Source organism: Microbacterium sp. Beta, assembly GCF_005502545.1.
Classification (GTDB): Bacteria; Actinomycetota; Actinomycetes; order Actinomycetales; family Microbacteriaceae; genus Microbacterium; species Microbacterium oxydans.
This window is the reverse complement of record NZ_SCOG01000005.1, coordinates 133,386-158,664: the sequence shown is the minus strand read 5'-3', so window position 1 is coordinate 158,664 and position 25,279 is coordinate 133,386. Positions and strand designations below refer to the sequence as shown.

The following is a 25,279-nucleotide window of genomic DNA, read 5'->3' as shown; positions in this document are numbered from 1 at the left end:
TTTCGCCCGATCCGGATCCGTGGAGTGTCCGTGAACGTGGTGGCATGGAACTCTTCGGCGGACTGCCGCTCCCCCTCTCGCTCGCGCTCCTGGCGTTGATCGACGGGCTGAGCGTCGGCACACTCCTCATCCCGGTCTTCCTGCTGCTGCACCCGGGGCGGGTACGCGCCGGGCGGATTCTGCTGTATCTGGGAACCATCGCCGCGTTCTATCTGGTCGTCGGCCTCCTGTTCCTGTGGGGCCTGGTGAACCTCGTCGACGTCGCGTCCGACTTCCTCGCGTCGCCCGCGGGACTGATCGTCCGGCTCGTCGTCGGAGCAGCGCTCCTCATCACGGCATTCGTGATGCCGACCGGCGGCAAGAACGAGAAGAACGCACCGGCGCCCGCACCGCAGACAGCATCCGCGCCTCCGGTGCCGCTTCGGGGAGGGACACCGGGCGCGCAGGATGCGAACGGCTCCCGCCTGGCTCCCCCGGATGCCGCGTCCGCGATCGCGACCGATCCTGCTCCTCGTCCCGGACGCATCACGCGGTGGCGGGAGCGGCTCCTCGACCCGCGCACCCGCGGCACCGCAGTGATGGCCGTCGCCATCGCCGCAGGGCTCGTCGAGATCGCCACCATGCTGCCGTACATCGTGGCGATGACCATGCTCGCGGATGCCGGCATCGACACGCCGCTGCGCGTGCTCTCGCTCGCGGGATACTGTGCGCTGATGATCCTGCCCGCGGTCGTGCTGCTCGTGCTGCGGATGGTGGCCGCTCCACTCGTGCAACGGCCGCTCGAACGCTTCGCCACCTGGATGGAGCGCACCGGGGCGGAGAACACCGCCTGGATCATCGGCATCATCGGGTTCCTCATCGCCCGTTCCGCCGCCACCGAACTCGGCCTCTTCGAGGCGATCGGTTCGTTCCTCGACCGGTGACCGGCACACCCTCCGGGTGCGACCGCGCAGCGCTCCCGACGAAGTAGGCTCGACGAGTGCGTCTCGTCATCGCCCGCTGCTCGGTCGACTACACCGGTCGGCTCAATGCCCATCTTCCGCTCGCCACGCGTCTGCTCGTGCACAAGGGCGACGGGAGTCTGCTCGTGCACTCCGACGGCGGCAGCTACAAGCCGCTGAACTGGATGAGTCCCCCGTGTTCTCTCTCGAACGAGACTCCGGGTGAGGAAGAGGCGAGCGCCGGCGTCGTCGAGGTCTGGCGGGTCACCCACAAGAAGACCGGTGACGCGTTGCGCGTGCAGATCTACGAGATCATCCATGACACCTCACACGAGTTGGGCATCGACCCCGGACTGCAGAAGGACGGCGTCGAGGCAGACCTTCAGCGACTTCTCGCGGAGCAGGTCGAGCGCATCTCCGAGGGTGCGACGCTCGTGCGCCGCGAGTACCCGACGGCGATCGGGCCGGTCGACCTGCTGGTGCGCGATGCCGACGGCGCGGCGATCGCCGTCGAGATCAAGCGCCGCGGCGACATCGACGGCGTGGAGCAGCTGACCCGCTACCTCGAGCTGCTCGGCCGCGATCCACATCTCTCCCCCGTCCAGGGTGTCTTCGCCGCCCAGGAGATCAAGCCGCAGGCGCGTGTACTCGCCGAGGATCGGGGCATCCGCTGTCTGGTGCTCGACTACGACGACATGAAGGGAATCGAGTCGGGCATCCCCCGCCTGTTCTGAGCAGACGGTCTCAACGGACGGGGATGAGCCGCGGCGTCGGCCCCTCCAGACGCGCGATCGCGATCTTCACCTCGAAGATCTCCTGCTCGACTCGATCGAATCGCGCATCCACGCGGTCGAATCGCGATTCGAGACTCGCGAACCGTGCGCTGAACTTCGCATCCTGCGCATCGAACCGTGCGTCGAGTCGTGCGTCCTGCGCCGCGAAACGCGCATCGAACCGCGCATCGAACTTCGCATCCTGCGCATCGAACCGTGCATCGAGCCGAGCGTCCTGCGCCGCGAAACGCGCATCCATCCGGTTGATCGTCCAGCCGAATCCCCCGATGATCGCCACCAGCAGCGTCGCGGCCGTGGCCAACATCGCGATGATCTCCACCGACACGTACATACCCCCATACTGACTCGCACATCCGCCGTTGTCACGACCTTATATGGGGACACAGAGTGCTCACATGAGACGTGGATAAGCCCTGTTCGTGCACACCTGTGCAGGAAAGGCGACCGTCCTCTTCCGGGCCATAGGGTGGAGGGGTGCCTCACTCCCCTTACTCCTGCGTGCTGTGGGACGTCGACGGCACCATCGTCGACGCGTCCGTCGGCATCCTTCGCCGGCTCGACATCGCGCTCACGCACTTCGGCCACCCCGCGCCCACGCGCGAGCAGCTGGTGCACTGGATCGGGCCGCCCATGTTCCAGTCCTTCCAGGACCAGGCGGGAATGACCCCGGAGCAGTCCGCCGAGGCCGTGGCCTTCTACCGCACGCTCGGGAAGGCCGACGGCTACACGACCGATGTCGCGACCTATCCGGGCGTCGTCGAGCTCATCAACGAGCTGCACGCCGCCGGGGTGCCGCAGGCGACCGCCAGCTCGAAGCCCGAGAACCAGGTCGATGCCCTCGTCGATCACTTCGGCCTGCGCCCCGCGTTCTTGACCACAGTCGGCGCGACCCCCGACGAGTCGACTCTCGCCTCGAAGACCGACATCGTCGCCGAGGCGCTTCGTCGGCTGCGCGCGCTCGGCGCCGACACGTCACGACCGGTTCTGGTCGGTGACCGCCATCACGACGTGGAAGGCGGGAACGCCAACGACGTCCCCGTCATCTTCGTCGAGTGGGGCTTCAGCGACAGACACGAAGGCGATGACGCCGCGTTCCGAGCGGCCTCGGTCGCAGAATTGCGCGCGCTGCTGCTGAGCTGACCCCACCTCCTCCCGCTGACGGGTATCAGCCGAAGCGGCGCTGAGAACCTCAGAAAGCACAGAACTCCCCGCCGGATGACGCATCGGGGACGCGATCCGGTGGGGAGTTCTGTGTCGCGCCCGTCTCAGACGGGGCGGATGTTCTCTGCCTGCAGGCCCTTCGGACCCTGCGCCACATCGAACTCGACTCGCTGGTTCTCTTCGAGAGACCGGTAGCCGGATGACTGGATGGCGGAGTAGTGCGCGAAGACGTCAGCGCCTCCGTCGTCGGGGGAGATGAAGCCGAAGCCCTTCTCCGAGTTGAACCACTTGACCGTGCCCTGGGTGCTCATGTACTGCCTGTTCTGCTGATGAAGAAGCCGACGCAGGGATGCCCCGACATCGCTAACGCTAGTGGAGGAGGCCCCGAGCGGAATAGCCGCTGCAAGAAGGTAATCCAAATGTTGCACGAGCGGCATCCGCCCGTCATGCGTCGCTTCGCGACCCGCACGGCGCCTGAGGCGCCCGGAAAATGGTGTGGCCCTCACCGCGGGGGGAGCGATGAGGGCCGAAGACGACCGGAGGGTGCGTCAGGAACAGCTTAGCTCCTTTCCGACGCTCTTGTCCCCCTTTTGGGGGACAAATCTGAACTTCGGTGCGAGACTGGACGATAGCGGCCCCCTCGAGTAGCCCATTGGGGACTGAACTACTCGAGAGGGCCCAATCGCATGCACGGATCGTCTGCCCCTGGGGAGGGCCGCCGTCTCCTGGGGAGAGACGGAGACGATCAATCCCCGTGTGCATGCACCTTCACCATAGGGGAGGATGCACGATGTCGCCACGGACTCTCGTCCACGCGATATCGGAGAAGGTCGGGGTACTGATCCCGCAGGGATCGCAGGTTTCGGGCGGAGACGGGACGCACAGCACGGAGGCACCTCCGTCGTCCTCTCTCCCCCGAATCCGCGGGCTCCGTCACTCGCGAGTAGCCTGATGCGGTGACTCTGCTCAACAAGGACATGACGCTGTGCATCTCGCTCTCCGCACGGCCCAGCAACAACGGCACGCGCTTCCACAACCACCTCTATGAGGCGCTCGGGCTCAACTGGATCTACAAGGCGTTCGCCCCCACCGATCTCGGCCAGGCCATCGCGGGCGTCCGCGGGCTCGGGATCCGCGGCTGCGCGGTCTCGATGCCCTACAAGGAAGACGTCATCGCCCTGGTCGACCGGATGGATCCCTCGGCGAGCGCGATCGACTCGGTCAACACCATCGTCAACGACAACGGTGTGCTCACCGCCCACAACACCGACTACTCGGCGATCGCTCAGCTCATCGAACGCGAGCACCTGGATCCTGCGAGCTCGGTGCTGCTGCGTGGGTCGGGCGGCATGGCCAAGGCGACCGCGGCAGCATTCCGGGACGCCGGCTTCTCGCGCGTGACCATCGTCGCCAGGAACGAGGAGAGCGGACGTGCGTTGGCGGACCTGTACGGATTCGACTGGTCGGCGGAGGTCGGCGAGGCCACGGCCGACGTGGTGGTCAACGTGACCCCGATCGGCATGGCCGGGGGCGCGGAGGAGCACGCGCTCGCGTTCCCCGAGGAGACGATCGCACGCGCGTCCGTGGTCTTCGACGTGGTCGCGCTTCCCGCCGAGACTCCGCTGATCGCCGCGGCTCGCACAGCGGGGAAGACCCTGATCACAGGAGCAGAGGTCGCGACGCTGCAGGCATTGGAGCAGTTCGTGCTCTACACCGGCATCCGACCGTCCGCCGAGCAGGTGCGCGATGCCGAGGAGTTCATGCGCGCAGGGAACGCCTGACGGCGAAGAGGGGAGTGGTGCGTCCATGAAGACGATCGGTGTCCTGGGCGGCATGAGCTGGGAGTCGTCACTGGAGTGGTACCGGCTGGCGAACGAACGGGTGCGCGCGCAGCGCGGTGGCCACCACTCCGCTCGCATCCTGTTGGACTCGCTCGACTTCGCGGAGATCGAGGCGATGCAGGCGCGTGGCGACTGGGACGCCGCGGGTGATCTGCTGGCGTCGCGCGCCGCAGCGCTGGAGGGTGCCGGTGCGGAGCTTCTCGTGCTCGCCACCAACACGATGCATCTGGTCGCCGACCGCATCCGAGCGGCGGTCGGCATCCCGTTCCTGCACATCGCCGATCCCGCAGGTGAGGCGATCACCGCCGCGGGCCTGCAGACCGTCGGGCTTCTGGGCACGGCCTTCACGATGGAGCAGCCGTTCTACGCAGAACGGCTCGCGCGGCACGGTGTCCGCACACTCGTCCCCGGCGCCGACGATCGCGCGCTTGTGCACGCCGTCATCTACGACGAGCTCGTGCACGGTGTCATCCGCGACGAGTCCCGTCGACGTTACGCGGAGGTGATCGAGCGCCTGGTGGGCGACGGCGCAGAGGGGATCGTCCTCGGCTGCACCGAGATCGAGCTGCTCATCTCCTCCGGCAATGCACCGGTACCCGTGTTCCCGACGACGGCGCTGCATGTGGATGCCGCGGTCGCCCTCGCTCTCGGCGGCGACGCCGCGGCCGATCGAGCGGACTCAGTCGGCGTGCCCCTGCGCGAGGTATGACAGGCGGTGGAGCGTCTCGGCATTGCGCCAGCGCAGGATCGGGGCGGTCAGGAACCGCGGGATCAGCGCCGCGGGCCCTGCGACGGGCTCCTCGTCGATGCGCACCTGACAACCGGAGGGGGTCGTGCGTGCTCGCAGCGTGACCGTCGCCTCGCCCATCGGCCAGCCGCGCGCCCTGAGCACGACCCGCCGCGGCGGATCCCACTCGCGCACCTCGGTCGTGTCGTCGAGCAGCACGGGCCAGACCCCGACGGAGTGATGCAACTGCGCCGCCACCGCCGGCCACGTCTCGTCGACGTCTCTCATGCGGGAAGCTCCGACCACCCATGCGGGGTAGAGCCAGCCGTTCGCGAGCACGCGGAACACGTCATCCGTCGTGCACGCCAGGTCACGGGTGTTCGTCGCCATGTCTCCTCCTTGCAGCGCCGTCCATTTGCAGCACCGTCTGTTTGCAGCGCCGTCTGCTCCTGCGGAGTCATCCTGCGCGGCATCCAGGCGCCAAGGGGACCCGCTTGACATCGCGGATCCGACGGAGATAGCACACTCCGATCCGGAGCGCTCCCCCCTGGAGGGATCAGGCGGCGCCTGGCACCGTCGGAGCATGTTGCAAAGACTGAGCTCACGCGTGGTGCAGGCCGTCACCGCGGTCGTCCACGACGATTCGCCCTCGCTCCTCACCCGGGGCTACGACTTCGGCGCACGCATCTGGCGGCGTGCGGAGCCCGGTGCACGGTCGGCTCCGATGCGACTGCTCGGAGACGACGCGGTGTTCGTGCGGGGAGTCGAGGGCATCGACCTGTTCTATGACGAGTCGCGCATCGCCCGCCACGGCGCCATGCCGAAGATCGTCCAGGAGACGCTGTTCGGACACGGGTCCGTGCACAGCCTGGACGGGTCGGCGCACCGACACCGCAAAGCGACGTTCGTGGAGGTGGCCTATGAGGATGCGCAGGTCGCGCGCCTGACTGCCTGGCTGGAGCGCGAGTGGAGAGTGGAGGAGGACGCCTGGCTCGATGGGGGAACCCGCAGTGCGTACGACGCGGCGGTCGGCGCCTTCGGCCGCGCGATCATGGGCTGGGCCGGGCTGCCGGGTACACCGGCAGCGAAGACCCGATGGGCGGCTCGGCTGGCGCAGATCGTCGACGGCTTCGGTGTTCCCTACTCACCCGAGTACGTGGCCGCCTTCGTGAACAGGATGTGGTCCGATCGGCATGCGGAGCGACTCATCGATGCCGTCCGATCTGGCTCACTGCACGCCGAAGAAGGCACAGCCCTGGCCGAGTGGGCCGACCACCGCGATCAGGACGGCTCGTTGCTCCCTGCCCGCCTCGCCGGCATCGAACTGCAGAACAGCATCCGCCCGATGATCGCCGCGGCGCGTTTCGTGGCCTTCGCGGCCAAGGAACTGCACGACAGGCCCGAATGGCGCGAGCGGATCGCCGCCGAGACCGTCGAACGGAATGCGCTGGTGAGCGGGCCTCTGGCCGTGATGTTCGCGCAGGAGGTGCGGCGCACCGCTCTGTTCGTGCCCATGCTGCCCGGGCGCGCGATCGTCGACATCGAGATCGGCGACGTGCGGGTGCCGGCAGGCGGGCGCGTGGTGCTCGACATCCTCGGCACCGACACCGACGAGCAATCGTGGGCCCACCCGCATCGATTCGCACCCGAGCGGTTCACCGACGTCGAAAATCACGAGTCGATCCGCACCTTCATCCCGCAGGGCGGTGCCGACGTCGCCACCGGGCACCGCTGCCCCGGCGAGAAGCTCGTGATCGCCGGCCTCTCTGCGGCGATCGCCGTGCTGAGTGATCCGCGTCTCGACATCCTCGACACCGGACTCGAGGTGAACCGGCGACGACTGCCGACCAGACCCGCATCGGGCGGAGCGGTGCGCAAGAGCGGATCGACCCGCGGCTGTCCGTTCCACTGAGACGCGCGTCCGCACGTCAAGAGGCAGCTGTCAACCCGGTGGCCGGTCGCCCTGGGAGCGACGAGCGTGGCGCGGACGAACGAAGACCAAGGATCGGAGGACATCATGAAGGCATTGACCTGGCAGGGCAAGCGCACGGTGACGGTGGAGGAGGTTCCCGATCCGGTCATCCAGCAGCCGGAGGATGCGATCATCCGGGTCACGTCCTCGGCGATCTGCGGTTCCGACCTGCATCTGTACGAGCTGCTGGGCCCGTTCCTCGATCGCGGCGACATCCTGGGCCACGAGCCGATGGGAGTCGTCGTCGAGGTGGGTGCGGACGTGAAGACGCTCGCCGTGGGAGACCGTGTCGTCATCCCGTTCAACATCGCGTGCGGAGAATGCTACCTGTGTCGACGCGGCTTCCAGTCGCAGTGCGAGACCACCCAGGTGCGCGAGTACGGCAGCGGAGCCGCCCTCTTCGGGTACACGAAGCTGTACGGGCAGGTCCCCGGCGGGCAGGCGGAGTATCTGCGGGTGCCCCTCGCCGACTACAACCACATCCCCATCGCGAGCGACCTGCCCGATGAGCGGTATCTGTTCCTCAGCGACATCCTTCCCACGGCGTGGCAGGGAGTGGAGTATGCACAGGTGCCGGACGACGGAACCCTCGTGGTGATGGGGCTCGGTCCGGTCGGACAGTTCGTCTCCCGCATCGGACGGCACCGGGGGCACCGGGTGCTCGCGGTCGATCCGGTGCCGGAGCGTCGCGCCATGGCGGAACGCCACGGCATCGAGACGTTCGACCTCACCGACACGATCGTGGATGAGCTGCGGGACCTGACCGACGGGCGCGGCGCCGATTCGGTGGTGGATGCCGTCGGGCTCGAGGCTCACGGCAACGCGGGCGTCGAGTTCGTGCAGAAGGCGGTGGGCGTACTCCCGGATCCGGCGGGACGACAGCTGCTCGACAAGGCGGGTGTCGATCGTCTGGCCGCCGTCTACGCCTCCATCGACACCGTTCGCCGCGGAGGGACCGTATCGCTGAGCGGGGTGTACGCGGGCGACGCCGACATCATGCCGATGAAGACGCTGTTCGACAAGCAGATCACCCTGCGCATGGGGCAGTGCAACGTGAAGAACTGGGTGGATGAGCTGGTGCCCCTGGTCGAGGACATCGCCGACCCGCTCGGTGTGATGGACCTCACCACGCACAGTGCGCCCCTCGACGACGCGCCTGAGCTGTACCGAACCTTCCAGAAGAAGGAAGACGGCTGCATCAAGGTGGTGCTGCGCCCGTCGACGGTGTGACGCGAGCCTGACAGCCGCGATTGACAGACGCGGCTGTCAATCGTGGGACGGAGACCTCAGGCCCGGCGGCCGGGGTCTCCGTCTTCGCGATTCCCCTCGTCGACATCGGGTCGACGGGTGCCGATACCCGGGTCGTCGTTGTGTGTCGACTCGTCAGGCACCGTCGAGCGGGATCCGGGTTCGACCCCGACCGCCGACGCGGCACCGGAGTCGGCACCCGCTCCTCCGGCCGGTACGTCACCCGGGTCCGCTGGCCGGTCGCCCCCGCGCTCGGCGAGGTGCTGGGCGATCCGGGATTCGGCGTCGCCCTCGACCGGCGAGGTCGCCGCCTCCGGACGCGTTCCCTCGCTCCCGCTCATTCGGTGCCGTCCCTGAGGTCGGTGGGAGCGTCACCGCTGTGGCCCGCGCCCTCGTCTTCCGGAGTGAGGTCCCCCTGGCCCTCTTCGCCCAGCTCCGCCTCGATCGGGTCTTCGCCCTGCGTCTCCGGCTGCTCGCCTTCGGTGGGATACACGTCGGGATTCGACATCCTGCACTCCTCTCGTCGGGAGGACCAGGGTGGAACGGAATCCGCGGGTCCGCAGGACCGTTGACACCCGGACGACGGGCGACTAATCCCGAACACGGAGAACGTGAGCAACCTTGGTTGACAGCGCGGGGATGAGCAACGTAGGTTGACAGCATGGAATCCCTCGAGGTCGCACAGATCGCTGCAGACACCACCGATCCCCGAGCAGGGCTGCGCGCGGTCGCATCTCTGCGCCGACTCGCGGATGCGCTCGAACTGCGGCAAGTCGAAGCCGCGCTGCGGTCCGGCATGAGCTGGCAGTCCATCGCCGACGCCCTGGGAGTGACCCGCCAGGCCGTGCACAAGAAGCACTCGAAGCGGATCGATCCGTCCATCGAGATTCCGCGGAGGGGATGATGAGCCGATTGGTGCAGGCGGCTGCCACGATGCACACCTTGTCGCTGGCCTCTATGGAAGAGGCCTCACGCTTCGGGGTGCGTGATACCGACATCGATCATCTTCTGCTCGCTCTGACAATCGATCCCGACACGGGTGGTCAGATCCTGCGCGGCATGGGTGCCGGGCTCGACACGGCCCGCGCGGCCGTCGCGGCTCAGCACGCCGCTCAGCTCGAATCCGTGGGCGTCGCCACAGGTGTGGACGAGCCAGGCCGCATCGTCTTCCATGAGACCTCGGGGTACGAGTGGACGGACCGGGCGCTCGCGGTGTGGACCGCGGCGTCGAGTGGCGACCGCCGCGGCGACTCCGCAGCGGTGCTGCGCGCGCTCGTGGATGAGCCGAGCGGTCTCGTCGAAGAGATCCTGCGACGACTCGATGTCGACCCGGACGCGCTGAGATCTCGCCTCGACGACACGCGGGTCGTCGATCCCGCGCGAACAGACAGGATCGATGAGAACAGCTTCTCCGCTAAGCGTTCGATCTTCGTCCCCGCCCCCATCGAGCACGTGTGGGAGTTGCTGTCGTCGGCCTCCCGCATTCCCGAGTGGGATCACGGGGTGGGCGAGGTGGGCTCAGCGATCGCACCCACCGGCCCTTGGGAGGCACGGACGATCACCGTCCGCAACGGCAAGAACGTGTCCGTCAAAGACACCTACGTACGTCAGCGGATCTTCCTGGACCGGTTCGAGGACCGCGCATTCGTAACCTGGCGCTTCACCTATCCGGACGCGAGTGTCGACACGTCACGGGTGCTCGCATTCGCGCTCGAACATGCCGCTGGGGGAATACAGATCCATGTGACGCTCACGTGGGAGGTCAGGGGACCCCGACGAGGAATTCTGCACAGCATCCGGCGTCGCGTGCTCCGCCCCGTCCGGCGGCCGGTCGCGCACGTCCTCACCTACTTCCAGCTCACCCAGACCGAGAGCGGCATCACGCGCGTGTTCCGCTGAAACCCCGGGTGGGCGCATCGCGCAGAACTCGCCGACGCGCCCACCGGGTCGAGTCCGCTCAGCCCTTCGCGCCCTTGCGGGGCTTGATGAACTCGGCCGGCGCGTTCTTCTCGCGCTTCGCGGCTCGCTTCTCCTTGAGTGTGAGCTGCGGTGCCTTCTTGGTCTTTCCGGACATGGTGTCTCGCTTCCCCTTCAGTGGCTGGCGTAACCTCCGACCATAGTGAGAATCCAGGGGAAGTCAAATTTCCTTTTGACCGGGAAATTTCCATCACTGACCGCCAGTGCGGCCCAGTCCTTCGAGACCGCATAGGTTCCGAGCACCGGCGCCGCACCCGGCTGTGCGCCGTCGTCGAGGAGAAGGAGGACGTAGCCCGACTCCTGCGCCGCCCGCCCCCATCCCCGTGGCAGGTCGCTGATGCGATCGGCGAGGAGGGTCGGCCCAACACCGAAACCGTGAAGGTCACGCACCATCAGACTCCGGTCGCCTTGGAAAGCGACGCCGACACGATCGAACGCCCCGAGCGGCCCATCGAAGGGTGGCTCGAGGAGGCTCCATCCGCGCTCACGCAGATGCTCCGTCATACGCTCCGGATCCCCGTCGCCCATCCGGAAGCGCATCGCAGCGATCGCGACCCCGACTCCATCCAGAACGAGGAAGGTGCATTCCGATCTCGGAATGGAAGCATGCTGCCGCCGTGCACGTCGCACCGCGGCGATGCCGACGACGACAACAAAGGCCCCGAACGCTCCCGGAAAACCGCCCAACAGGAAGCCGAGCGCGACGCCGCACGCGGCGAGTGCGTGCGCCGCGCTCGGACGCCAGCGGTCAGCCTTCTCGGGAGTCGGCATTCCCGCTGTCCACGGCCTCGTGCTCGGATCGTTCATCAACGGTCTTCTCCGGCTCCCCGTAGTGCCCGTGCCCCGCGTCGACCGCGTCTAGATCTGCCTGCGTGAGCGGCACCAGACGGTCTTCGAAGAACCACCGGGATACGGCCGAGCGCACGTTCTCGGTCCACGGGATGCGACCCTTCGCGTTCGGACGCACCACGAGCGGCTCGTAGATGTCGACGTCGATGAGCTTCCAGCGGTCGTACTCGTCGACGGGCTGGTGCACCTCGACGAACTCGCCGCCGGGGAGGCGGACGATACGGCCCGACTCGAAGCCGTGCAACACGATCTCGCGGTCCTTCTTCTGCAGCGCGATGCAGATGCGCTTGGTGATGAAGTAGCCGAGGATAGGTCCGAGGAACAGCAGCGCCTGCAGCGTGTGGATGACGCCTTCCATCGTGAGCATGAAGTGCGTCGCGATGAGGTCGGAGGATGCGGCAGCCCACAGCACGGCGTAGAAGATGACGCCTGCGACGCCGATCGCGGTGCGGGTGGCCGCGTTGCGGGGGCGCTGTGCGATGTGGTGCTCGCGCTTGTCGCCGGTGACCCACGCCTCGATGAAGGGGTAGATCGCGACCGTCACGATGAACAGCCCCATCACGGCGACCGGGACGATGATGCCGAACGACCAGGTGCGATCGAACATCACGACATCCCAGTTGGGGGGTGCGAGCCGAAGCGCACCGTCGGCGAACCCGATGTACCAGTCCGGCTGCGTGCCGGCCGAGATCGGCGAGGGGTCGTAGGGACCGTAGATCCAGAACGGCAAGATCTGGAAGAAGGTGCCGAGCACCACGATCACCCCGAACACGATGAAGAAGAAGCCACCCATCTTCGCCGCGTACACCGGCATCATCGGGTAACCCACGACGTTGTCGTTCGTGCGGCCGGGGCCGGCGAACTGCGTGTGCTTGTTGATGATCATGAGCATCAGGTGCACCACGATCAACGCGATCACCAGCATCGGAAGGATGAGGATGTGCAGCGTGTAGAGACGGCCGATGATGTCGGTCCCCGGGAACTCGCCGCCGAACAGCATGAAGGAGGTCCAGGTGCCGATCAGGGGGAGGCCCTTGATCATGCCGTCGATGATGCGCAGTCCGTTGCCGGAGAGCAGATCGTCAGGGAGCGAGTAGCCCGTGAAACCCTCCGCCATCGCGAGGATGAACAACACGAATCCGATCACCCAGTTGAGCTCGCGCGGCTTGCGGAATGCGCCCGTGAAGAACACTCGGAGCATCTGAAGACCGATGCCTGCCACGAAGACGAGCGCTGCCCAGTGGTGGATCTGCCGCACCAGGAGTCCTCCGCGGATGTCGAACGAGATGCGCAGCGCCGAGTCGAAGGCCGCCGTCATCTCCATCCCGCGCATCGGTGCGTAGGCGCCGGTGTAGTGGGTCGGCACCATCGACGCCTGGAAGAAGAACGTGAGGAACGTGCCGGAGATGAACACCACGACGAACGCCCACAGAGCGATCTCGCCGAGCATGAATGACCAGTGGTCGGGGAAGACCTTTCGGCTCAGCTCCTTCAGGAGTCCGGAGACGCTGGTGCGCTCGTCGAGGTAGTTCGACGCGGCACCGACGAAGCGTCCGCCCAGAGGCGGCTCCTTCTTCTGCGCGGTCTGATCCAGAGTCGGAGACTCACGTGACATGGTTCGGTCCTCTTCGGTGGTGGCGGGCCAGGGAGCTCTGAGGCTGCGCATGCAGGAACGCGCGCGACCGATCGGTAGCGCGAGACGTCCGCCGACGGGCGCGACGAAGAGGCGTCCACGGGGGACGGCGAGCGGGATTCAGGGTGGTTCCACACGCACCTGGCAACACGGGACGACCTTCTGGTCAGTCTTGTCGCTGTGCGGGTACTGCGCCCTCGTCCGCCGGTTCAGGAACGAACCTGCCGCCAAGCTATCAGACAACGGACGGCTCCACGGGATCGGCCATCGTCGGACCGTGTTTGCTACCCTGGAGAGGACACGACGGCGGGGGACGACCTCCGACGGTGAGACAGACCGGGGACGACCCCGACAGGAGTCTCCCGTGAACCACCCATCCGCCTGGCCGGTTTGGATCGCATCCCGCGAACCCCGTACCGCCCGCGCCACACTCGTGCTGTGCAGCGCTTCGTTCGCGATGGTCAGCGCTGCGGCCCTCAGCGTCGGCCCGCAGGGGATCTGGCTCGAACTACTCCTCTCGACGGGATTCCTCGCGTGGGCGACCGCGCAATGGGTATGCGTAGAGCACCGTCGACGTCGCGAATCGGCGTTCCGCCGCGACGTGGAGCGCTACATCCGCATGCTCTCCGAGTCCTCCGCTCCGGAGTGACAGATCGCCGTCGTTCGCGAGGCCACCGCCGCGACCGACCGCGTACCATCAGATGCAGTGCGCTGACTCAGCGCCGCGGCCGGGACGACCCGGTCGTGTTCATCATTCGGGGACGGCCCCACCCGAAGGAGTCCGGCGATGTCACGCACGGAACTGAAGACGTTGATCGGCCCGACGGATATCGTCCGCGTCGTCCTGGGATGGGGAGCCTTCGCCGCCCTCCTTCTCCTCCACCCGGTACTGGAGCCTCCCGTGCCCACCCCGGTGCTCGTCATCGCGCTCGCGGTCATCATCGCGGTGATCCTCGTCTGCGCGTTCGGCGTCGTGAAGCAAGCGGAAGCCCTCGCGCACCGCCTCGGAGACCCCTACGGCTCGCTCGTCCTCACGCTCTCGATCGTCATGATCGAGGTGATCCTGATCTCGGCCGTCATGCTCGGACCAGGCGAGCACGCGACCATCGCCCGCGACTCGGTCATGGCCGTCGCGATGATCATCCTCAACCTCGTGATCGGGCTCGCCCTCCTCGTCGGCGGACTCCGCCACCGCGGCATGGCCCACAACCGCACCGGCACCTCCGCGTACCTGTCCATGCTGGTCGTGCTCGTCGCGCTCGCCTTCGGCCTCCCCGCCCTGATCGGCACGGACGGGTCCTACACGGTGGCGCAGGAGATCCCGATCATCGTGCTCACCCTCGCGCTCTACGCGTTCTTCCTCTATCGGCAGATGGGCGCGCAGGCGGGCGATTTCACCGAAGTCGACCCGGTTCTGCTGCAGAGCCCGCAACGCCAGGAGAACACGGAGGAGAACAGCGGGATCCGTGAGGTTCTCGCCGAGCATCGCACGGAGGTCCTCGTCCGGCTCGCCCTGCTGGTGGTCACCGTCATCCCGATCGTGCTCCTGTCCCACGACATGGCGGCACTGCTCGACGACGGGCTGGGCCGCCTCGGCGCTCCGGTCGCCCTCGCCGGCGTGCTCATCGCGGGCATCGTGTTCCTTCCCGAGTCGATCACCGCGGTCCGCGCCGCTCTGGGCGGAGAAGCTCAGCGCGTCACCAACCTCTGCCACGGTGCGCTCGTCTCGACGGTCGGACTCACGATCCCCGCCGTGCTGATCATCGGCATGTTCACCGGCCAGACGGTCGTGCTCGCGGAGTCTCCGGCGAACCTGTTGATGCTCGGCGTCACACTGCTGCTGTCGGTGACGACCTTCGCCGCGAAGCGCGTGACGGCGATGCACGGCGCCGCACACCTGGTGACTTTCGGGGTCTACCTCGTGGTCCTCTTCCGCTGACCTCCGAAGCGGAGTGCCCCGGAGTCACGTTCCGGGAGCTGCGCCGTCCAGGCGCAGAGGGGTCAGCGGCGCGGCACTGCAGACGGCGACGCGCCCTGGCCCCGGCTCGCACAACGGCTCGTTGAGATACTCGAACTCACCGTGTGTGACGGTACGCACGCAAGTACCGCACACTCCGACACGGCATTCGCTCGGCCAGTCGAGACCCGCACTTTCGGCGGCATTCAACAGGCTTCCCGCCGCGGGCTCCCACACGAAGGAGCCCGCAGCCGAATCGACGCGCAACGGGACGTCGGCGCGAGGCACGCGCGGCGGCCCCCACTCCGAACTCGCCGGAGAGGAGAAGAGGTCGACGTGGACGCGCTCGGGAGCGAACCCCGACTGCACGAGCAGGGCGCGCATGGCGGCAGCGAAAGTCGGCGGACCGCATACCGAGGCATCCGCTTGCTCGAGATCCAGGTCGGCCACGATGGACGCCAGGGCCGTGGCATCGATCGAGTCGCGGCGGGCTATCGCGAATGCCCGGTCCCCGCGGAGACCACGACCGGGATCGAGACGAACGGGGTCGCGTGCCGGCACGCCGGAGAGTCCCTTCACCGGATAGCGCACGATGCTGTCGATGGAACCTCGGCTCCTGGTCATGAACGTCCCTTTCCCCTGCTCTGACGATCGATCAGCATCATCGGCTCTCGGATCGTCCCCACCCTCGGTATTCCGGCATTGGATCTCGCGGTCGTCTCCGCTCGCGAGTGCACGGATCCGTGCCGACGTCTTCCGGCCGTGATATTTTTGGCATAGGCCAAAAATATCACGGCGCCGGAACCGGCACGGAGGGAGCATCATGACCACCAAAATCGCCATCAACGGCTTCGGTCGCATCGGACGGAACTACTTTCGAGCCCTGCTCGCGAAGCGATCGGATCTCGAGGTGGTCGCCGTCAACGACCTCACCGACACGCGCACGCTCGCGCACCTGCTCAAGTACGACGCGGCGAACGGCACCCTGGCCGGACCCGTGCAGCATGATGAGGCGCACCTCTTCGTCAACGGACAGGCGATCCGCGTGTTCTCGGAGCGCGATCCGCTACGCCTGCCCTGGGCCGAGCTCGGTGTCGACATCGTGATCGAGTCCACCGGGCTCTTCACGAAGGCGGAACTCGCCGCGAAGCACGTGGAGGCAGGAGCCCGGAAGGTGATCATCTCGGCCCCGGCCACCGGTGACGACGGAACCTTCGTCCTGGGCGTGAACGAGCACACCTACGATCCCGAACGGCACCACATCATCTCGAACGCCTCCTGCACGACGAACTGCCTCGCCCCTGTGGCCAAGGTGTTCCACGAAGCGTTCGGGATCGAGGCCGGACTGATGACGACCGTGCACGCGTACACCGCCGACCAGAACCTTCAGGACGGCCCGCACTCCGACCTGCGGCGCGCGCGCGCCGCAGGAGTCAACATCGTGCCGACCAGCACCGGGGCGGCCAAGGCGATCGGCCGTGTCATCCCCGAGTTGGAGGGCAAGCTCGACGGCTTCGCGCTGCGGGTGCCGGTGCTCACGGGATCCATCACCGACCTCACGGTCACCGCCTCGCGGCCCGTGACTGTGGATGAGGTGAAGGCCGCGTACCGCGCCGCCGCCGAAGGCCCGCTCAAAGGGATCCTCCGTTACACCGAGGAGGAGATCGTCTCCGCCGACATCGTCGCCGACCCGCACTCGTCGATCCTCGACGCCGGACTCATCCGGGTCATCGGCGATCAGGTGAAGGTCTCGGCCTGGTACGACAACGAGTGGGGGTACTCGAACCGCCTGGCAGACCTCACCGAGTATGTCGCCGAGCGGCTGCCGGCACGCGAGGAGGACGCGCGTGCCTGAGTCGACCATCGACACGGCGGCGTTCACCCTCGACGTGTCGGAATGGGTGAACAGCGCTCCGGTCAGCCCGGAATCGCTCCACGGACGGGTGGTGGTGGTCGAGGCCTTCCAGATGCTGTGTCCCGGATGCGTGAGCCACGGACTTCCCCTCGCTCAGCGCCTCCACGGCATGTTCGACCGCAGCGAGCTCGTGGTCCTGGGGCTTCACACCGTGTTCGAACATCACGAGGTCATGGGAAGGGAGGCGCTCGAGGTGTTCCTGTCGGAGTACCGTATCGAGTTCCCCGTGGCGATCGACCGCCCGATCGACGGTCAGGCCATCCCCGCCACCATGCAGCACTACGGCCTCAGAGGAACGCCGTCGATGATGATCGTCGACAGGGAGGGGCGCGTGCGGCAGATCGCGTTCGGCGCCGTGGACGAGCTGGCGCTCGGGACGTATCTGGGGCGACTCCTCGCCGAGCAGACTCCATACTCCGCCCCGTCGATCTCCGGCGGGGCGGAGCGGACCGGGGAGTCCTGCGACGTCGACGGTTCGTGCACCTGACGCCCAGGGCTAGCTCACGGCACCTCGCCGACGACGGATCAGGACCGCTCCCGCGAGGAGCAGCAGCACCCCGATACCGGCCAGCAGCGACGCGGAGGCTCCGTCCACCCCTGTCGTCGGGAGCCCGCCGCCACCGTCCGGTAGCGGGCCGGGGGGCACGACCGGGTCGGGGGGCAGGATCGGGTACACATTGGTGATGGACGCCGTCTGGGTCGTCGGCGGCTCTGCGTCCGCCACCGAGGGTGTCGTGATCGTCACGGTCTGACCGTCTCCGAGTCGGGACTGCTCGCCGTGGGCTCCGACGTCTCCGACCTCCGAGACCACACAGGTCGAGCCCAGTGGCAGAGCGTCGAGCCGCCCCTTCAGCTGGCTCTGCTCCGAGACGGTGATGATCCCGCCGGCGGGGAGCGCCAAGGGAACTCCCGCGACCGAGCATTCGAGTCGGAAGTCGAAGGTGGTGGGCGCCCGCCCTGTGTCGCCGACCACGACCTTCTGCACCGCGAGATCGCCGTCCTGCAGCAGGACCCCGGCCTGCACAGGGGCCACCGAGTACTCCCGGCCCCCGGCGTCGGTCCCCACGGCGCCCATCTGGTTCCATGCGATGCCGCCCGCGTCGGGGACGGCGATCGGGGCGAGGTCGGGGTAGGTGGTGGACTCGGGCACGTTCTGCGTCTCGTAGTGCAAAGACAGCACGTCGCCGGGGCCGAACGAACCGGTGGCGGTACCGGTGAAGTCGATCATGACGCGGATGCCGGTGACGTCCTCCCACGCTCCGCCGTAGGAGTCGGCCGGAGTCCAGGTTGCCGTGGTGTCGCAGAGCAGGTCGTCGAACCACGCAGAGGTGGGTCCGGTGCCCACACACGGGGAAGCGGAGGTGGTGACGTCGAGAGTGAACACCGCACCGCTGGGCAGCACGTTCGCGGTGAGCGAGTCGGGCAGGAGCACCGGCGCGTAGGTGCTGTTGCGCGCCGTGCCGGTCGCGAGCAGACGATCACCGATCCTCGGCAGGGGATCCACGATCGACACGGTCGGGAACCCGACGGTGCCCCCGTTCACGACGGACAGCCGCCAGTCGTCGGTCGCACCCACGGCCGTGTAAGCGGCGCAGGGGGTGCGCGTGTACCCATCGGGGTCGAGCGGGCAGGCAGCGTCCGGATTGTTCAGGTTGACCTGCCCATCGACCAGATCGCCGTCGATCTCACCCTTGACGTACTTGTATGCGGCGAGCGCGCCACCGGGCGATGGCTGCACGTAGTTCGTCGTCCCGCACTGGTCGGCGGCGAGATCCGGAACCGTGCCCTCGCCGTTGCCGGAGGCATTGGTGCAGGAGTCGAGGTCCTCAGCGGTGGTGACGACGAAGCTGTTGGTCGTGAACTGATCGAGAGCGAGCCCCGGAGCCAGCACCAGGTTCACCGTGATCGTGAAGACCTCGCCGGGAGACATTCGGTCACCGCCCTCGGGCCAGGTGAACGTCACGTTCTTGCCCGTGTCGTCGATCAGAGCCGACACGTCGGTGGAGAGCGTTCCTCCCGCAGAGGTCTGATAGGTGGGCGGTGAGAAGTCCCAGTCGAGGTACTCCGGCAGCTGATCGGTGAGCTGGTCGATCGTGACGAAGCCCGTTCCCGTGTTGGTGAACTGCAGCGTCCAGGGCAGGCTCGCGCCGATGGACACCACATGACTCGTTCCCGGCTGCGACTTCACGACGTCGAGCTGGTGGGTCCCCGGGTCGATGGCGAGCTCGGCGTCACCTTGGTCTTCTGCCGCAGGGTAGAGGCCGTCGAGTCTCGCGCTCTCCGCGGTCGCCGCGTTCGGGACGGTGGCGGGCAGCACCAGGGGCGAACCGTCTCGCTGCGTGGTGAGCACCACGACGTCGAAGGAGAGCTGAGCAGTCCAGTCGTCCGGCGGCGCGTTGCGGGAGAACACGTCGCCCGCGGCGTTGCGGAGCACAGCCCTCACCCCGACCACCGTCGCCGGATCGATTCCGGCGGGGAAAGCGGCCGTCGCAGCGAAGGCTCCCTCCGCCCAGGTCGTCCCGACGAGGACGTCGATGCGCACCTGATCGGCGCCGGCGGGGAGGACCACGCTCAGTGCCGGATCGGGGGCGAGGCGCACGGTGTTCCAGAACTCGGCGTCCGCATCGGTGATCGTGACCTGCTGCGTGGCGGCCGTCGAGACGCCGTCCGTCGCATCGAGCGTCACGGTGACCGGGTTCGCCAACTCGGTCTCGAGGATCGCGTCCGGGGTGATGGTCTTCGCGAGAGTCACATCGAGGAACGCACCGATCAACTCGACCGTGTCCCTGGCCGTGTCGTTGGGCCTGGACGCAGAGCCGGACGGGGTGAGCACCGGATCATAGGACTGGGCGATCACGTCATTGGCGACGGTGCCCGGTTCCACGAGCTGGCCGGCATCCGAGCGCTCGTACTGTCGCACGCGCGTCTCGATCTGCACCTCGAGAGCCTCTCCGGCACGGATGCTTCCACCGTCGGTCTCGGGGTCGATGCCGTGGAAGACGACACTGACACCGACCACGGTCGCGAGGTCGGCTTCGGCGAGCGATGACGCTGCCGTGACGGACATCGTGCGCGTGCTCAGGGTGCCGTCGGCGGCGCGATCCCACAGCGTGACGGTGGAGGTCGCCGGGTCGACCTGATCGGCAGGGTAGCTGAACGCGAGCGACAGCACGTCGAGCCGTTCGTAGGGGTTCGTCCCCGCGTCGTAGTCGGCCCCGTCGAAGGGGTCATCCGCCCAGGCATCGGCTGCGCTCACACACTGGTCCGCCGCTCCGGGCGTGCACGGGATCGGATCGGTCACGCGCACGTACGATGCGCGGGCCGTGCTGTCGTTCCTGGCGGCGATGTCGAACATCACGGTCGGATAGTTCGCGGGGTCCACATCAGCCGACTCCGGGATCGTCACAGTCGCCGGCGTGACGGTCTTGTCGACGGACACGAGCGGCGGCTGATCGATCAGCGTGATGTTGTCGCGCTCCGTGTCGCTGCCGTTCCCTGCCGCCGAGGTCCAATCCCCGCGCAGCGTGTTCCACACGACTCCGGGGTCGGCGTCGTTGAAGGTCTGGTCGGCGCTCACCCAGCGGTCGGCGGTGGCACTGTCGTCACGAACGACGTTGCGCAGCTCCCACGTGAGGAATGTCGGTCGGTACTGTCCGACGGCGGAGGTGGCGAGCCCGGAGCCGGGTTCCGGCCTGGTCGGGTCGGAGCTGGCGGTGCGGGCGGCGTCATCCGGACGGTAGACGAGCCGCACACCGGTGGTTCCGGCGGTCTGCTCCGGGGTGAGGGTGTAGCCGATGAACCCGTCCGCTCCCATCCACGAACCGCCGGGCGCAGAGATGGGTGTCCACGCGCCGTCGACGAACAGCCAGACCTCGGTGATGTCGTCCCAGGCCAGCAGCGGATCGTCGGCGAGGGTGACGGGGTCGATGCTCAGCAGATCGAACGCCTGGAAGACAGTCGTCGCCGCGCCGGCGGGATCGGTGTCCGGGGCGGTCGCGGGATCCGTCAGGTTGAGGACGTCGATCCCCGGGGTCCCCGTCCGCCACTCGTTGCGGGTGGACACGATGGCGCCGGACTGCGCATCGACGAAGTCGACGTCGGTGGTCTTGTCTCCGGTCTCGACCCAGCGCTTCTCGGCGTCGACTCCCGCGCCCTCGCCGGTCGCCGGCGTCTGGACGCCGATCGTGTCCTGATCGGTGACCACGGCGCTGTCGATGCCGTCGGGGAGGCCGTCGACATCGCCGTGGCTCTGCGCCGTGGCCTCGTTCTCGTACACGGTGGGTCGCTGCGCCGACTGCTCGTCTTCGGGATCGTCACGCGGGTCGGTGGGGCCCGATCCGTCGCGCAGGTCCGTCCGCGCCTCGAAGACGAGGTTCGGCTCGACGCTGAAGCCCTGGGCGAAGCCGTCCGGATTGTCGAACGTGAAGCGGACGCCGGTGACGTCTGCGGGCGTGTCCGGAGGTGTGAGGGCGGCTGCGAACTCCGCGCGGCTCATCTGGAATGTCTGCGCCGTCGCTCCGGTGCTCACCGTGGCGAGCGTGACCCAAGTGCCGTCCGGGCGCTGATACTCGGCGGTCGCCGTGGTGTTCGGCGGCACCTGTGTCGGGGCGATGCCCACGAGGTCGAACGCGTTCCAGAAGTCGTCGACCTGGTCTTCACGCCAGGTGTCTTCGACGACGATCTGCGTCGGATCGACCTGCGCCACACCTGTCGCCGTCGTGGCGGTCAGACTCGCGACGACGCTGTTCCCCGGCTCGACCGCACCCCTCGGGCTGATCCGCTTGTCGAGCGCGACATCGATCTGCGGGAAGTAGACCGCGATGTCGGCGGAGGCGGAGTCATCTGCCGTTCCCACGTCGTTCGTAGCCGTGACGTCGATCGTGTTCGTGCGCTGATGGGTCGGCGCCTCGGTACTCACCAACGAGAGGGAAGGGTCGATCGCGACGTCGATCGTGGCGGCCGCGTTCGCGGGGATCTCCCCCGTGAACTCGATGACGAACCCGGTGACGGTCCCTGACGGCGGAGCCGGAGACGCGGAGTCGGCGAACGGCACAGGCGCCTGGGCGACTCCGTCGATGTACCAGGTGATGGTTCCCGCTGTCGCTCCCGCGGGGTAGTCGATGCCGGACGGGAATCCGCCGAACACCATGTCCGCGTCGAAGAAGCCCAGATCCGAGATGGTGAGGCTGTCCACGGGACCGTTCGAGGTGTTGGTCGCCGTGAGCTCGGCGGTCGCCTCGCCCCCTGCCGCGAGCTCGGCGGGGGTGATCGTCTTGCCCGCGAGCACCCCGATCGTCAGCGGTCCGATCTCGTAGGGCGCGGTGGCGTCGTCGCTCGCCGTCGCTCCGCCCGGGGCGTTGACGGTCGAGGTGATGCTGTTGGTGACGGAGTCACCGGTCGCGAGCGTGCTGCCGTCGTTGCGATCCGTGGCGCGTTGACCGACGGAGAACGCCGTGGACGCGGTCGCATCGGAGCCGATCGTGCCGCCCGAGTACGTCAGCCGGATGCCCCCGACGTCTGCCGGGGCGACACCGGTGGGAAGAGCCGGGGTGGCCCCTGGCGTGCCCGCCTGCCAGCTCCATGTGCCGGATCCCTCGTCGTAGACATAGGCGTCGACCTGCACGGCTGTCGCTGCCGGAGGCAGGGTCGTCGCCCCGAATCCCTGGAAGTCGACGACGCGGAACGGGTTGTCGGACGCCAGCGTCGTCGCGCCGTCGGCTGCCGTCGTCGGCTCCTGGATGACGAGCGTCTCCGCGCCGATGTTCGACTGGTTCTGCGCGCCGAGCGTGATCTCCGACGTCTCGCCCGGATCGAATTGCTGGGACGCGGGCGTCCAGTTCTTGCTCGCCTCGACCCCGATGACGGTGTCGACCGTGACGACTGCATCCGCGGAGTCCGTGATCGTCGCCGGCAGGTCGCCTGGACCGTTGTCCCAGTCGGCCGATGCCGTGTTCGTGACGGTGTCGCCGTTGTACTGCCAGTCCGCGGGCAGATCGAGGGGTGCCCGGAGCACCACGCTGAGTTTGAGGGTCCCGCCCGCTTCCAGCCCGATACCGCCATCGACCGGTTGCTGGAAGACCACGCGGACGGTGCAGTCGTCGCTGACCTCGACGGGGACGCCGTTCTCCTCGACGCACCCCGTGGTGGTCGCGGTGAGCGGCAGGTCAGACGGCGTATAGGAGGATCCGACGAACTGGAACCCCGCGAACTCCGCCGGGAGCGTGTCGGTGAGCACGACGTTGAGACAGTCGACGTCGTCGCAGACCAGGTCGACCGTGTAGGTGAACTCATCTCCGGGGCCGAGGGTGTCCTGCGTATCCAGCCCGTCGACGCGCTTGTCGATGCGGAGCGAGGACTCGGCCGCCTGGGCTGCCAGGGGAACGACGAGGCCCGCGCCGACCAGGGCGAAGACCGCGACGAGGGAGAGGAGGAATCTCCGCAGTCGACCCTCAATGGGCTGTGACGTCGTCGACATGGTGCTCGTTTCGTGGGGAAGCCACAAGGGCAACGAAGGAGTGCAGGCCGCCGACAGGTCGATGGATCAGTGATGAGGCCGGGTCGGAGACCACGTGTTCATGTTCTGGCGAGTATAGGAGCGTCAGTCCGCGCCGTTCTAGGGGGATTCTCCAGGTCCTCATCCTGCCGGGGTGAGGACGAGAGGCCGCGGAAACCAATAGTTGCCGCACGCAACTGAGCTGTTATTATGGAGTCATGGCTGTCCACGACGAGCTCGATGACATCCGTGACGCGCTGGTCCGAGTGGTCGCGGAGTGGACGCAGAGCGAGCTGCAGGTGCGTATCGCCGAGAGCGTCGACGACTCCCTCGACGCTCTCGAGGTGCGGGCGCTGTATCTGGTCGGCATGAGCGGGGGTTCGCTCGGATTCGGCCACCTGGCCGATCGGGCGGCACTGTCGCGTCCCACCACCTCGAAGCTGGTCTCGCGCATGTCCGCTCGGGGACTCTTCGACCGGATCCGATCAGGACGCACGGTCGACGTGCGGCTGACGGATGCCGGGCGGGTGGCGTATGCGCGCCTCGTCGACGCCGGGCAGCAGATGGTCGGCGGAGCTCTCGCGGGGTGGTCCGCACAGGAGATCACCCAGTTCCAGGCCCACCTCAGCCGATTCGTCGCCGCCCTCCCCGGGGCGACGCTCGCGACCATATCCCGGTCGTCCGATCCCGTCTCACCACCCCTGGAGGAACAATGACCCGCACTTATGTCGTCACCGGCGCCGCATCCGGTATCGGCGCAGCCACTGCCGAGTTGCTGCGCACGCAGGGACACTCCGTCATCGGCGTCGATCTGGCCGGAGTGGAGGTCACGGGCGACCTGTCGACGCCCGCAGGCCGCCTCGCCGCCGCGGACGCAGTGATCGCGGCCGCCGATGGAGGCATCGACGCGGTCATCGCGTGCGCCGGGATCTCAGCGCCCATCGCCAAGACCATGGCCATCAACTACTTCGGCGTGACCGAGTTCCTGACCGCCCTGCTGCCGAGCCTGAGCCTGGCGGACCAGCCTCGTGCCGCGGTCGTCTCCTCGATGGCCTCGTTGCAGCCCGTCTCGGCTGACCTCGTCGATGCAGCGCTGAGCGGCGACGAGAACCGCGCGCTCGAGATCGGAGACCAGCTAGCCGCCACGCCGGAGGGCGGATTCCTGAACTACTCCTCGAGCAAGCGCGCACTGTCGCGGTGGGTCCGCCGCGCGTCCGTCTCGGAGGAATGGGCCGGTGCCGGCATCCCCCTGAACGCCGTCGCACCGGGAACCGTCATCACGGCGATGACCGCCGGATTGCTTGCGAGCCCTGAGGGACTGGCGCAGGTCGACGCCGCCGTGCCGATGCCGTTGAACTACCACCAGCCGGCGTCCTCGATCGCCGAACTGCTCGTGTGGCTGACGAGCCCGGTCAACACCCACATGGCGGGCCAGACCATCTACTGCGACGGCGGAGCCGATGCCGTGCTGCGCGGCGACGACATCTGGTCCTGGAACGACGCACCGCGCGACTGATCCCCGCGAGACGAGAAGGCCCGATCCGGTTCACGGATCGGGCCTTCTCGTCGTATCCCTCACGCGGCGTCCCCGCGCTTATTTTGAATGACTAAAAATAGCGTGCTACTGTCGGAGAGAACCGGACGGCCAGATCGTCTTTCCCTTCATCGACATCCGACAGCTCTTCGGGAAGGCACCTGGCCGCAGGACGAGCATGCCGTCCATCGGGGGCGCATCGTCCCGGGATGGTTTCGGCGTGCCCGCGCACAGGAC

Annotated in this window: 24 protein-coding genes and 1 riboswitch; of the genes, 15 read left to right on the top strand and 9 right to left on the bottom strand. The window is 67.6% G+C overall.

Annotation, left to right across the window (positions count from 1 at the left end; all coding sequences use genetic code 11):
- Positions 1-44 precede the first annotated feature (44 nt).
- Together FFS56_RS07580 and nucS are read left to right on the top strand one after the other, a co-directional pair.
- Positions 45-923: a GAP family protein gene (locus FFS56_RS07580; protein ID WP_127011462.1), complete on the top strand. Its 879-nt coding sequence runs from the start codon at positions 45-47 to the stop codon at positions 921-923.
- Between the two features lie 56 nt (positions 924-979).
- Entirely contained in the window at positions 980-1,675 is a 696-nt protein-coding gene (gene nucS / locus FFS56_RS07575) for an endonuclease NucS (protein WP_045262658.1), read from the top strand.
- 10 nt (positions 1,676-1,685) lie between these two features.
- Here nucS and FFS56_RS07570 read toward each other — a convergent pair whose 3' ends face one another.
- Positions 1,686-2,066, bottom strand: a complete 381-nt coding sequence (locus tag FFS56_RS07570) for a response regulator (protein ID WP_137772069.1) — start codon at positions 2,064-2,066, stop codon at positions 1,686-1,688.
- Positions 2,067-2,209: 143 nt separating this feature from the next.
- Here FFS56_RS07570 and FFS56_RS07565 point away from each other — a divergent pair, with 143 nt between their 5' ends.
- Positions 2,210-2,875, top strand: a complete 666-nt coding sequence (locus tag FFS56_RS07565; RefSeq protein WP_058630908.1) for an HAD hydrolase-like protein — start codon at positions 2,210-2,212, stop codon at positions 2,873-2,875.
- A gap of 125 nt (positions 2,876-3,000) precedes the next feature.
- Here FFS56_RS07565 and FFS56_RS07560 read toward each other — a convergent pair whose 3' ends face one another.
- A complete protein-coding gene (locus tag FFS56_RS07560; RefSeq protein ID WP_017203899.1) occupies positions 3,001-3,207 on the bottom strand; it encodes a cold-shock protein in 207 nt (68 codons plus the stop codon).
- Between the two features lie 645 nt (positions 3,208-3,852).
- Here FFS56_RS07560 and FFS56_RS07555 point away from each other — a divergent pair.
- Complete coding sequence (locus FFS56_RS07555; RefSeq protein WP_267901533.1) at positions 3,853-4,677, top strand: shikimate 5-dehydrogenase; 825 nt, start codon at positions 3,853-3,855, stop codon at positions 4,675-4,677.
- 25 nt (positions 4,678-4,702) lie between these two features.
- Positions 4,703-5,446, top strand: a complete 744-nt coding sequence (locus tag FFS56_RS07550) for an aspartate/glutamate racemase family protein (protein ID WP_046748028.1) — start codon at positions 4,703-4,705, stop codon at positions 5,444-5,446.
- Here the strand turns inward: FFS56_RS07550 and FFS56_RS07545 are convergent.
- On the bottom strand, positions 5,417-5,854 hold the full coding sequence (locus tag FFS56_RS07545; RefSeq protein WP_046748027.1) for an SRPBCC family protein: 438 nt from the start codon (positions 5,852-5,854) through the stop codon (positions 5,417-5,419). The genes FFS56_RS07550 and FFS56_RS07545 overlap by 30 nt on opposite strands.
- 193 nt (positions 5,855-6,047) lie before the next feature.
- Here FFS56_RS07545 and FFS56_RS07540 point away from each other — a divergent pair, with 193 nt between their 5' ends.
- Together FFS56_RS07540 and FFS56_RS07535 are read left to right on the top strand one after the other, a co-directional pair.
- Positions 6,048-7,376, top strand: coding sequence for a cytochrome P450 (locus tag FFS56_RS07540; protein ID WP_046748026.1), 1,329 nt, complete (start codon positions 6,048-6,050; stop codon positions 7,374-7,376).
- Positions 7,377-7,481: 105 nt separating this feature from the next.
- A complete protein-coding gene (locus FFS56_RS07535; RefSeq protein WP_046748186.1) occupies positions 7,482-8,666 on the top strand; it encodes a zinc-dependent alcohol dehydrogenase in 1,185 nt (394 codons plus the stop codon).
- A gap of 56 nt (positions 8,667-8,722) precedes the next feature.
- Here the strand turns inward: FFS56_RS07535 and FFS56_RS07530 are convergent, their stop codons facing one another.
- Together FFS56_RS07530 and FFS56_RS20490 are read right to left on the bottom strand one after the other, a co-directional pair.
- Positions 8,723-9,025, bottom strand: coding sequence for a hypothetical protein (locus tag FFS56_RS07530; RefSeq protein ID WP_046748025.1), 303 nt, complete (start codon positions 9,023-9,025; stop codon positions 8,723-8,725).
- Positions 9,022-9,192, bottom strand: a complete 171-nt coding sequence (locus tag FFS56_RS20490; RefSeq protein ID WP_156172634.1) for a hypothetical protein — start codon at positions 9,190-9,192, stop codon at positions 9,022-9,024. Before FFS56_RS20490 ends, FFS56_RS07530 begins: the two co-directional genes overlap by 4 nt.
- Positions 9,193-9,345: 153 nt before the next feature.
- Here FFS56_RS20490 and FFS56_RS07525 point away from each other — a divergent pair, with 153 nt between their 5' ends.
- Positions 9,346-9,588, top strand: a complete 243-nt coding sequence (locus tag FFS56_RS07525) for a hypothetical protein (protein WP_046748024.1) — start codon at positions 9,346-9,348, stop codon at positions 9,586-9,588.
- Positions 9,588-10,583, top strand: coding sequence for a Clp protease N-terminal domain-containing protein (locus tag FFS56_RS07520; protein WP_164734055.1), 996 nt, complete (start codon positions 9,588-9,590; stop codon positions 10,581-10,583). The genes FFS56_RS07525 and FFS56_RS07520 overlap by 1 nt, the downstream gene beginning before the upstream one ends.
- Positions 10,584-10,775: 192 nt before the next feature.
- On the opposite strand, the gene FFS56_RS07515 is transcribed toward FFS56_RS07520, so the two are convergent.
- Both FFS56_RS07515 and FFS56_RS07510 read right to left on the bottom strand, forming a co-directional pair.
- Positions 10,776-11,432, bottom strand: a complete 657-nt coding sequence (locus FFS56_RS07515; protein ID WP_127011458.1) for a hypothetical protein — start codon at positions 11,430-11,432, stop codon at positions 10,776-10,778.
- A complete protein-coding gene (locus FFS56_RS07510; RefSeq protein WP_127011457.1) occupies positions 11,410-13,125 on the bottom strand; it encodes a cytochrome bc complex cytochrome b subunit in 1,716 nt (571 codons plus the stop codon). Before FFS56_RS07510 ends, FFS56_RS07515 begins: the two co-directional genes overlap by 23 nt.
- Positions 13,126-13,304: 179 nt before the next feature.
- Positions 13,305-13,369: riboswitch (guanidine-III (ykkC-III) riboswitch) on the bottom strand.
- A 138-nt stretch (positions 13,370-13,507) separates the two neighbouring features.
- Here FFS56_RS07510 and FFS56_RS07505 point away from each other — a divergent pair.
- Entirely contained in the window at positions 13,508-13,792 is a 285-nt protein-coding gene (locus FFS56_RS07505) for a hypothetical protein (protein ID WP_046748021.1), read from the top strand.
- A gap of 138 nt (positions 13,793-13,930) precedes the next feature.
- Complete coding sequence (locus FFS56_RS07500; protein ID WP_046748020.1) at positions 13,931-15,082, top strand: calcium:proton antiporter; 1,152 nt, start codon at positions 13,931-13,933, stop codon at positions 15,080-15,082.
- A 24-nt stretch (positions 15,083-15,106) separates the two neighbouring features.
- Here the strand turns inward: FFS56_RS07500 and FFS56_RS07495 are convergent, their stop codons facing one another.
- Entirely contained in the window at positions 15,107-15,724 is a 618-nt protein-coding gene (locus FFS56_RS07495) for a 2Fe-2S iron-sulfur cluster-binding protein (RefSeq protein ID WP_164734054.1), read from the bottom strand.
- Positions 15,725-15,923: 199 nt separating this feature from the next.
- On the opposite strand from FFS56_RS07495, the gene gap reads away from it, so the two are divergent.
- Both gap and FFS56_RS07485 read left to right on the top strand, forming a co-directional pair.
- Positions 15,924-16,955 (top strand): type I glyceraldehyde-3-phosphate dehydrogenase, encoded by a 1,032-nt coding sequence (gap, locus tag FFS56_RS07490; RefSeq protein ID WP_046748018.1) that lies wholly within the window; start codon positions 15,924-15,926, stop codon positions 16,953-16,955.
- A complete protein-coding gene (locus FFS56_RS07485) occupies positions 16,948-17,502 on the top strand; it encodes a TlpA disulfide reductase family protein (RefSeq protein ID WP_058630916.1) in 555 nt (184 codons plus the stop codon). The genes gap and FFS56_RS07485 overlap by 8 nt, the downstream gene beginning before the upstream one ends.
- 9 nt (positions 17,503-17,511) lie before the next feature.
- Here the strand turns inward: FFS56_RS07485 and FFS56_RS07480 are convergent, their stop codons facing one another.
- Positions 17,512-23,490, bottom strand: a complete 5,979-nt coding sequence (locus tag FFS56_RS07480) for an LPXTG cell wall anchor domain-containing protein (RefSeq protein ID WP_137772070.1) — start codon at positions 23,488-23,490, stop codon at positions 17,512-17,514.
- A gap of 236 nt (positions 23,491-23,726) precedes the next feature.
- Between FFS56_RS07480 and FFS56_RS07475 the strand changes: the two genes are divergently transcribed.
- Complete coding sequence (locus tag FFS56_RS07475) at positions 23,727-24,224, top strand: MarR family winged helix-turn-helix transcriptional regulator (RefSeq protein ID WP_046748016.1); 498 nt, start codon at positions 23,727-23,729, stop codon at positions 24,222-24,224.
- Positions 24,221-25,024, top strand: coding sequence for an SDR family oxidoreductase (locus FFS56_RS07470; protein ID WP_046748015.1), 804 nt, complete (start codon positions 24,221-24,223; stop codon positions 25,022-25,024). Before FFS56_RS07475 ends, FFS56_RS07470 begins: the two co-directional genes overlap by 4 nt.
- Positions 25,025-25,279 lie beyond the last annotated feature (255 nt).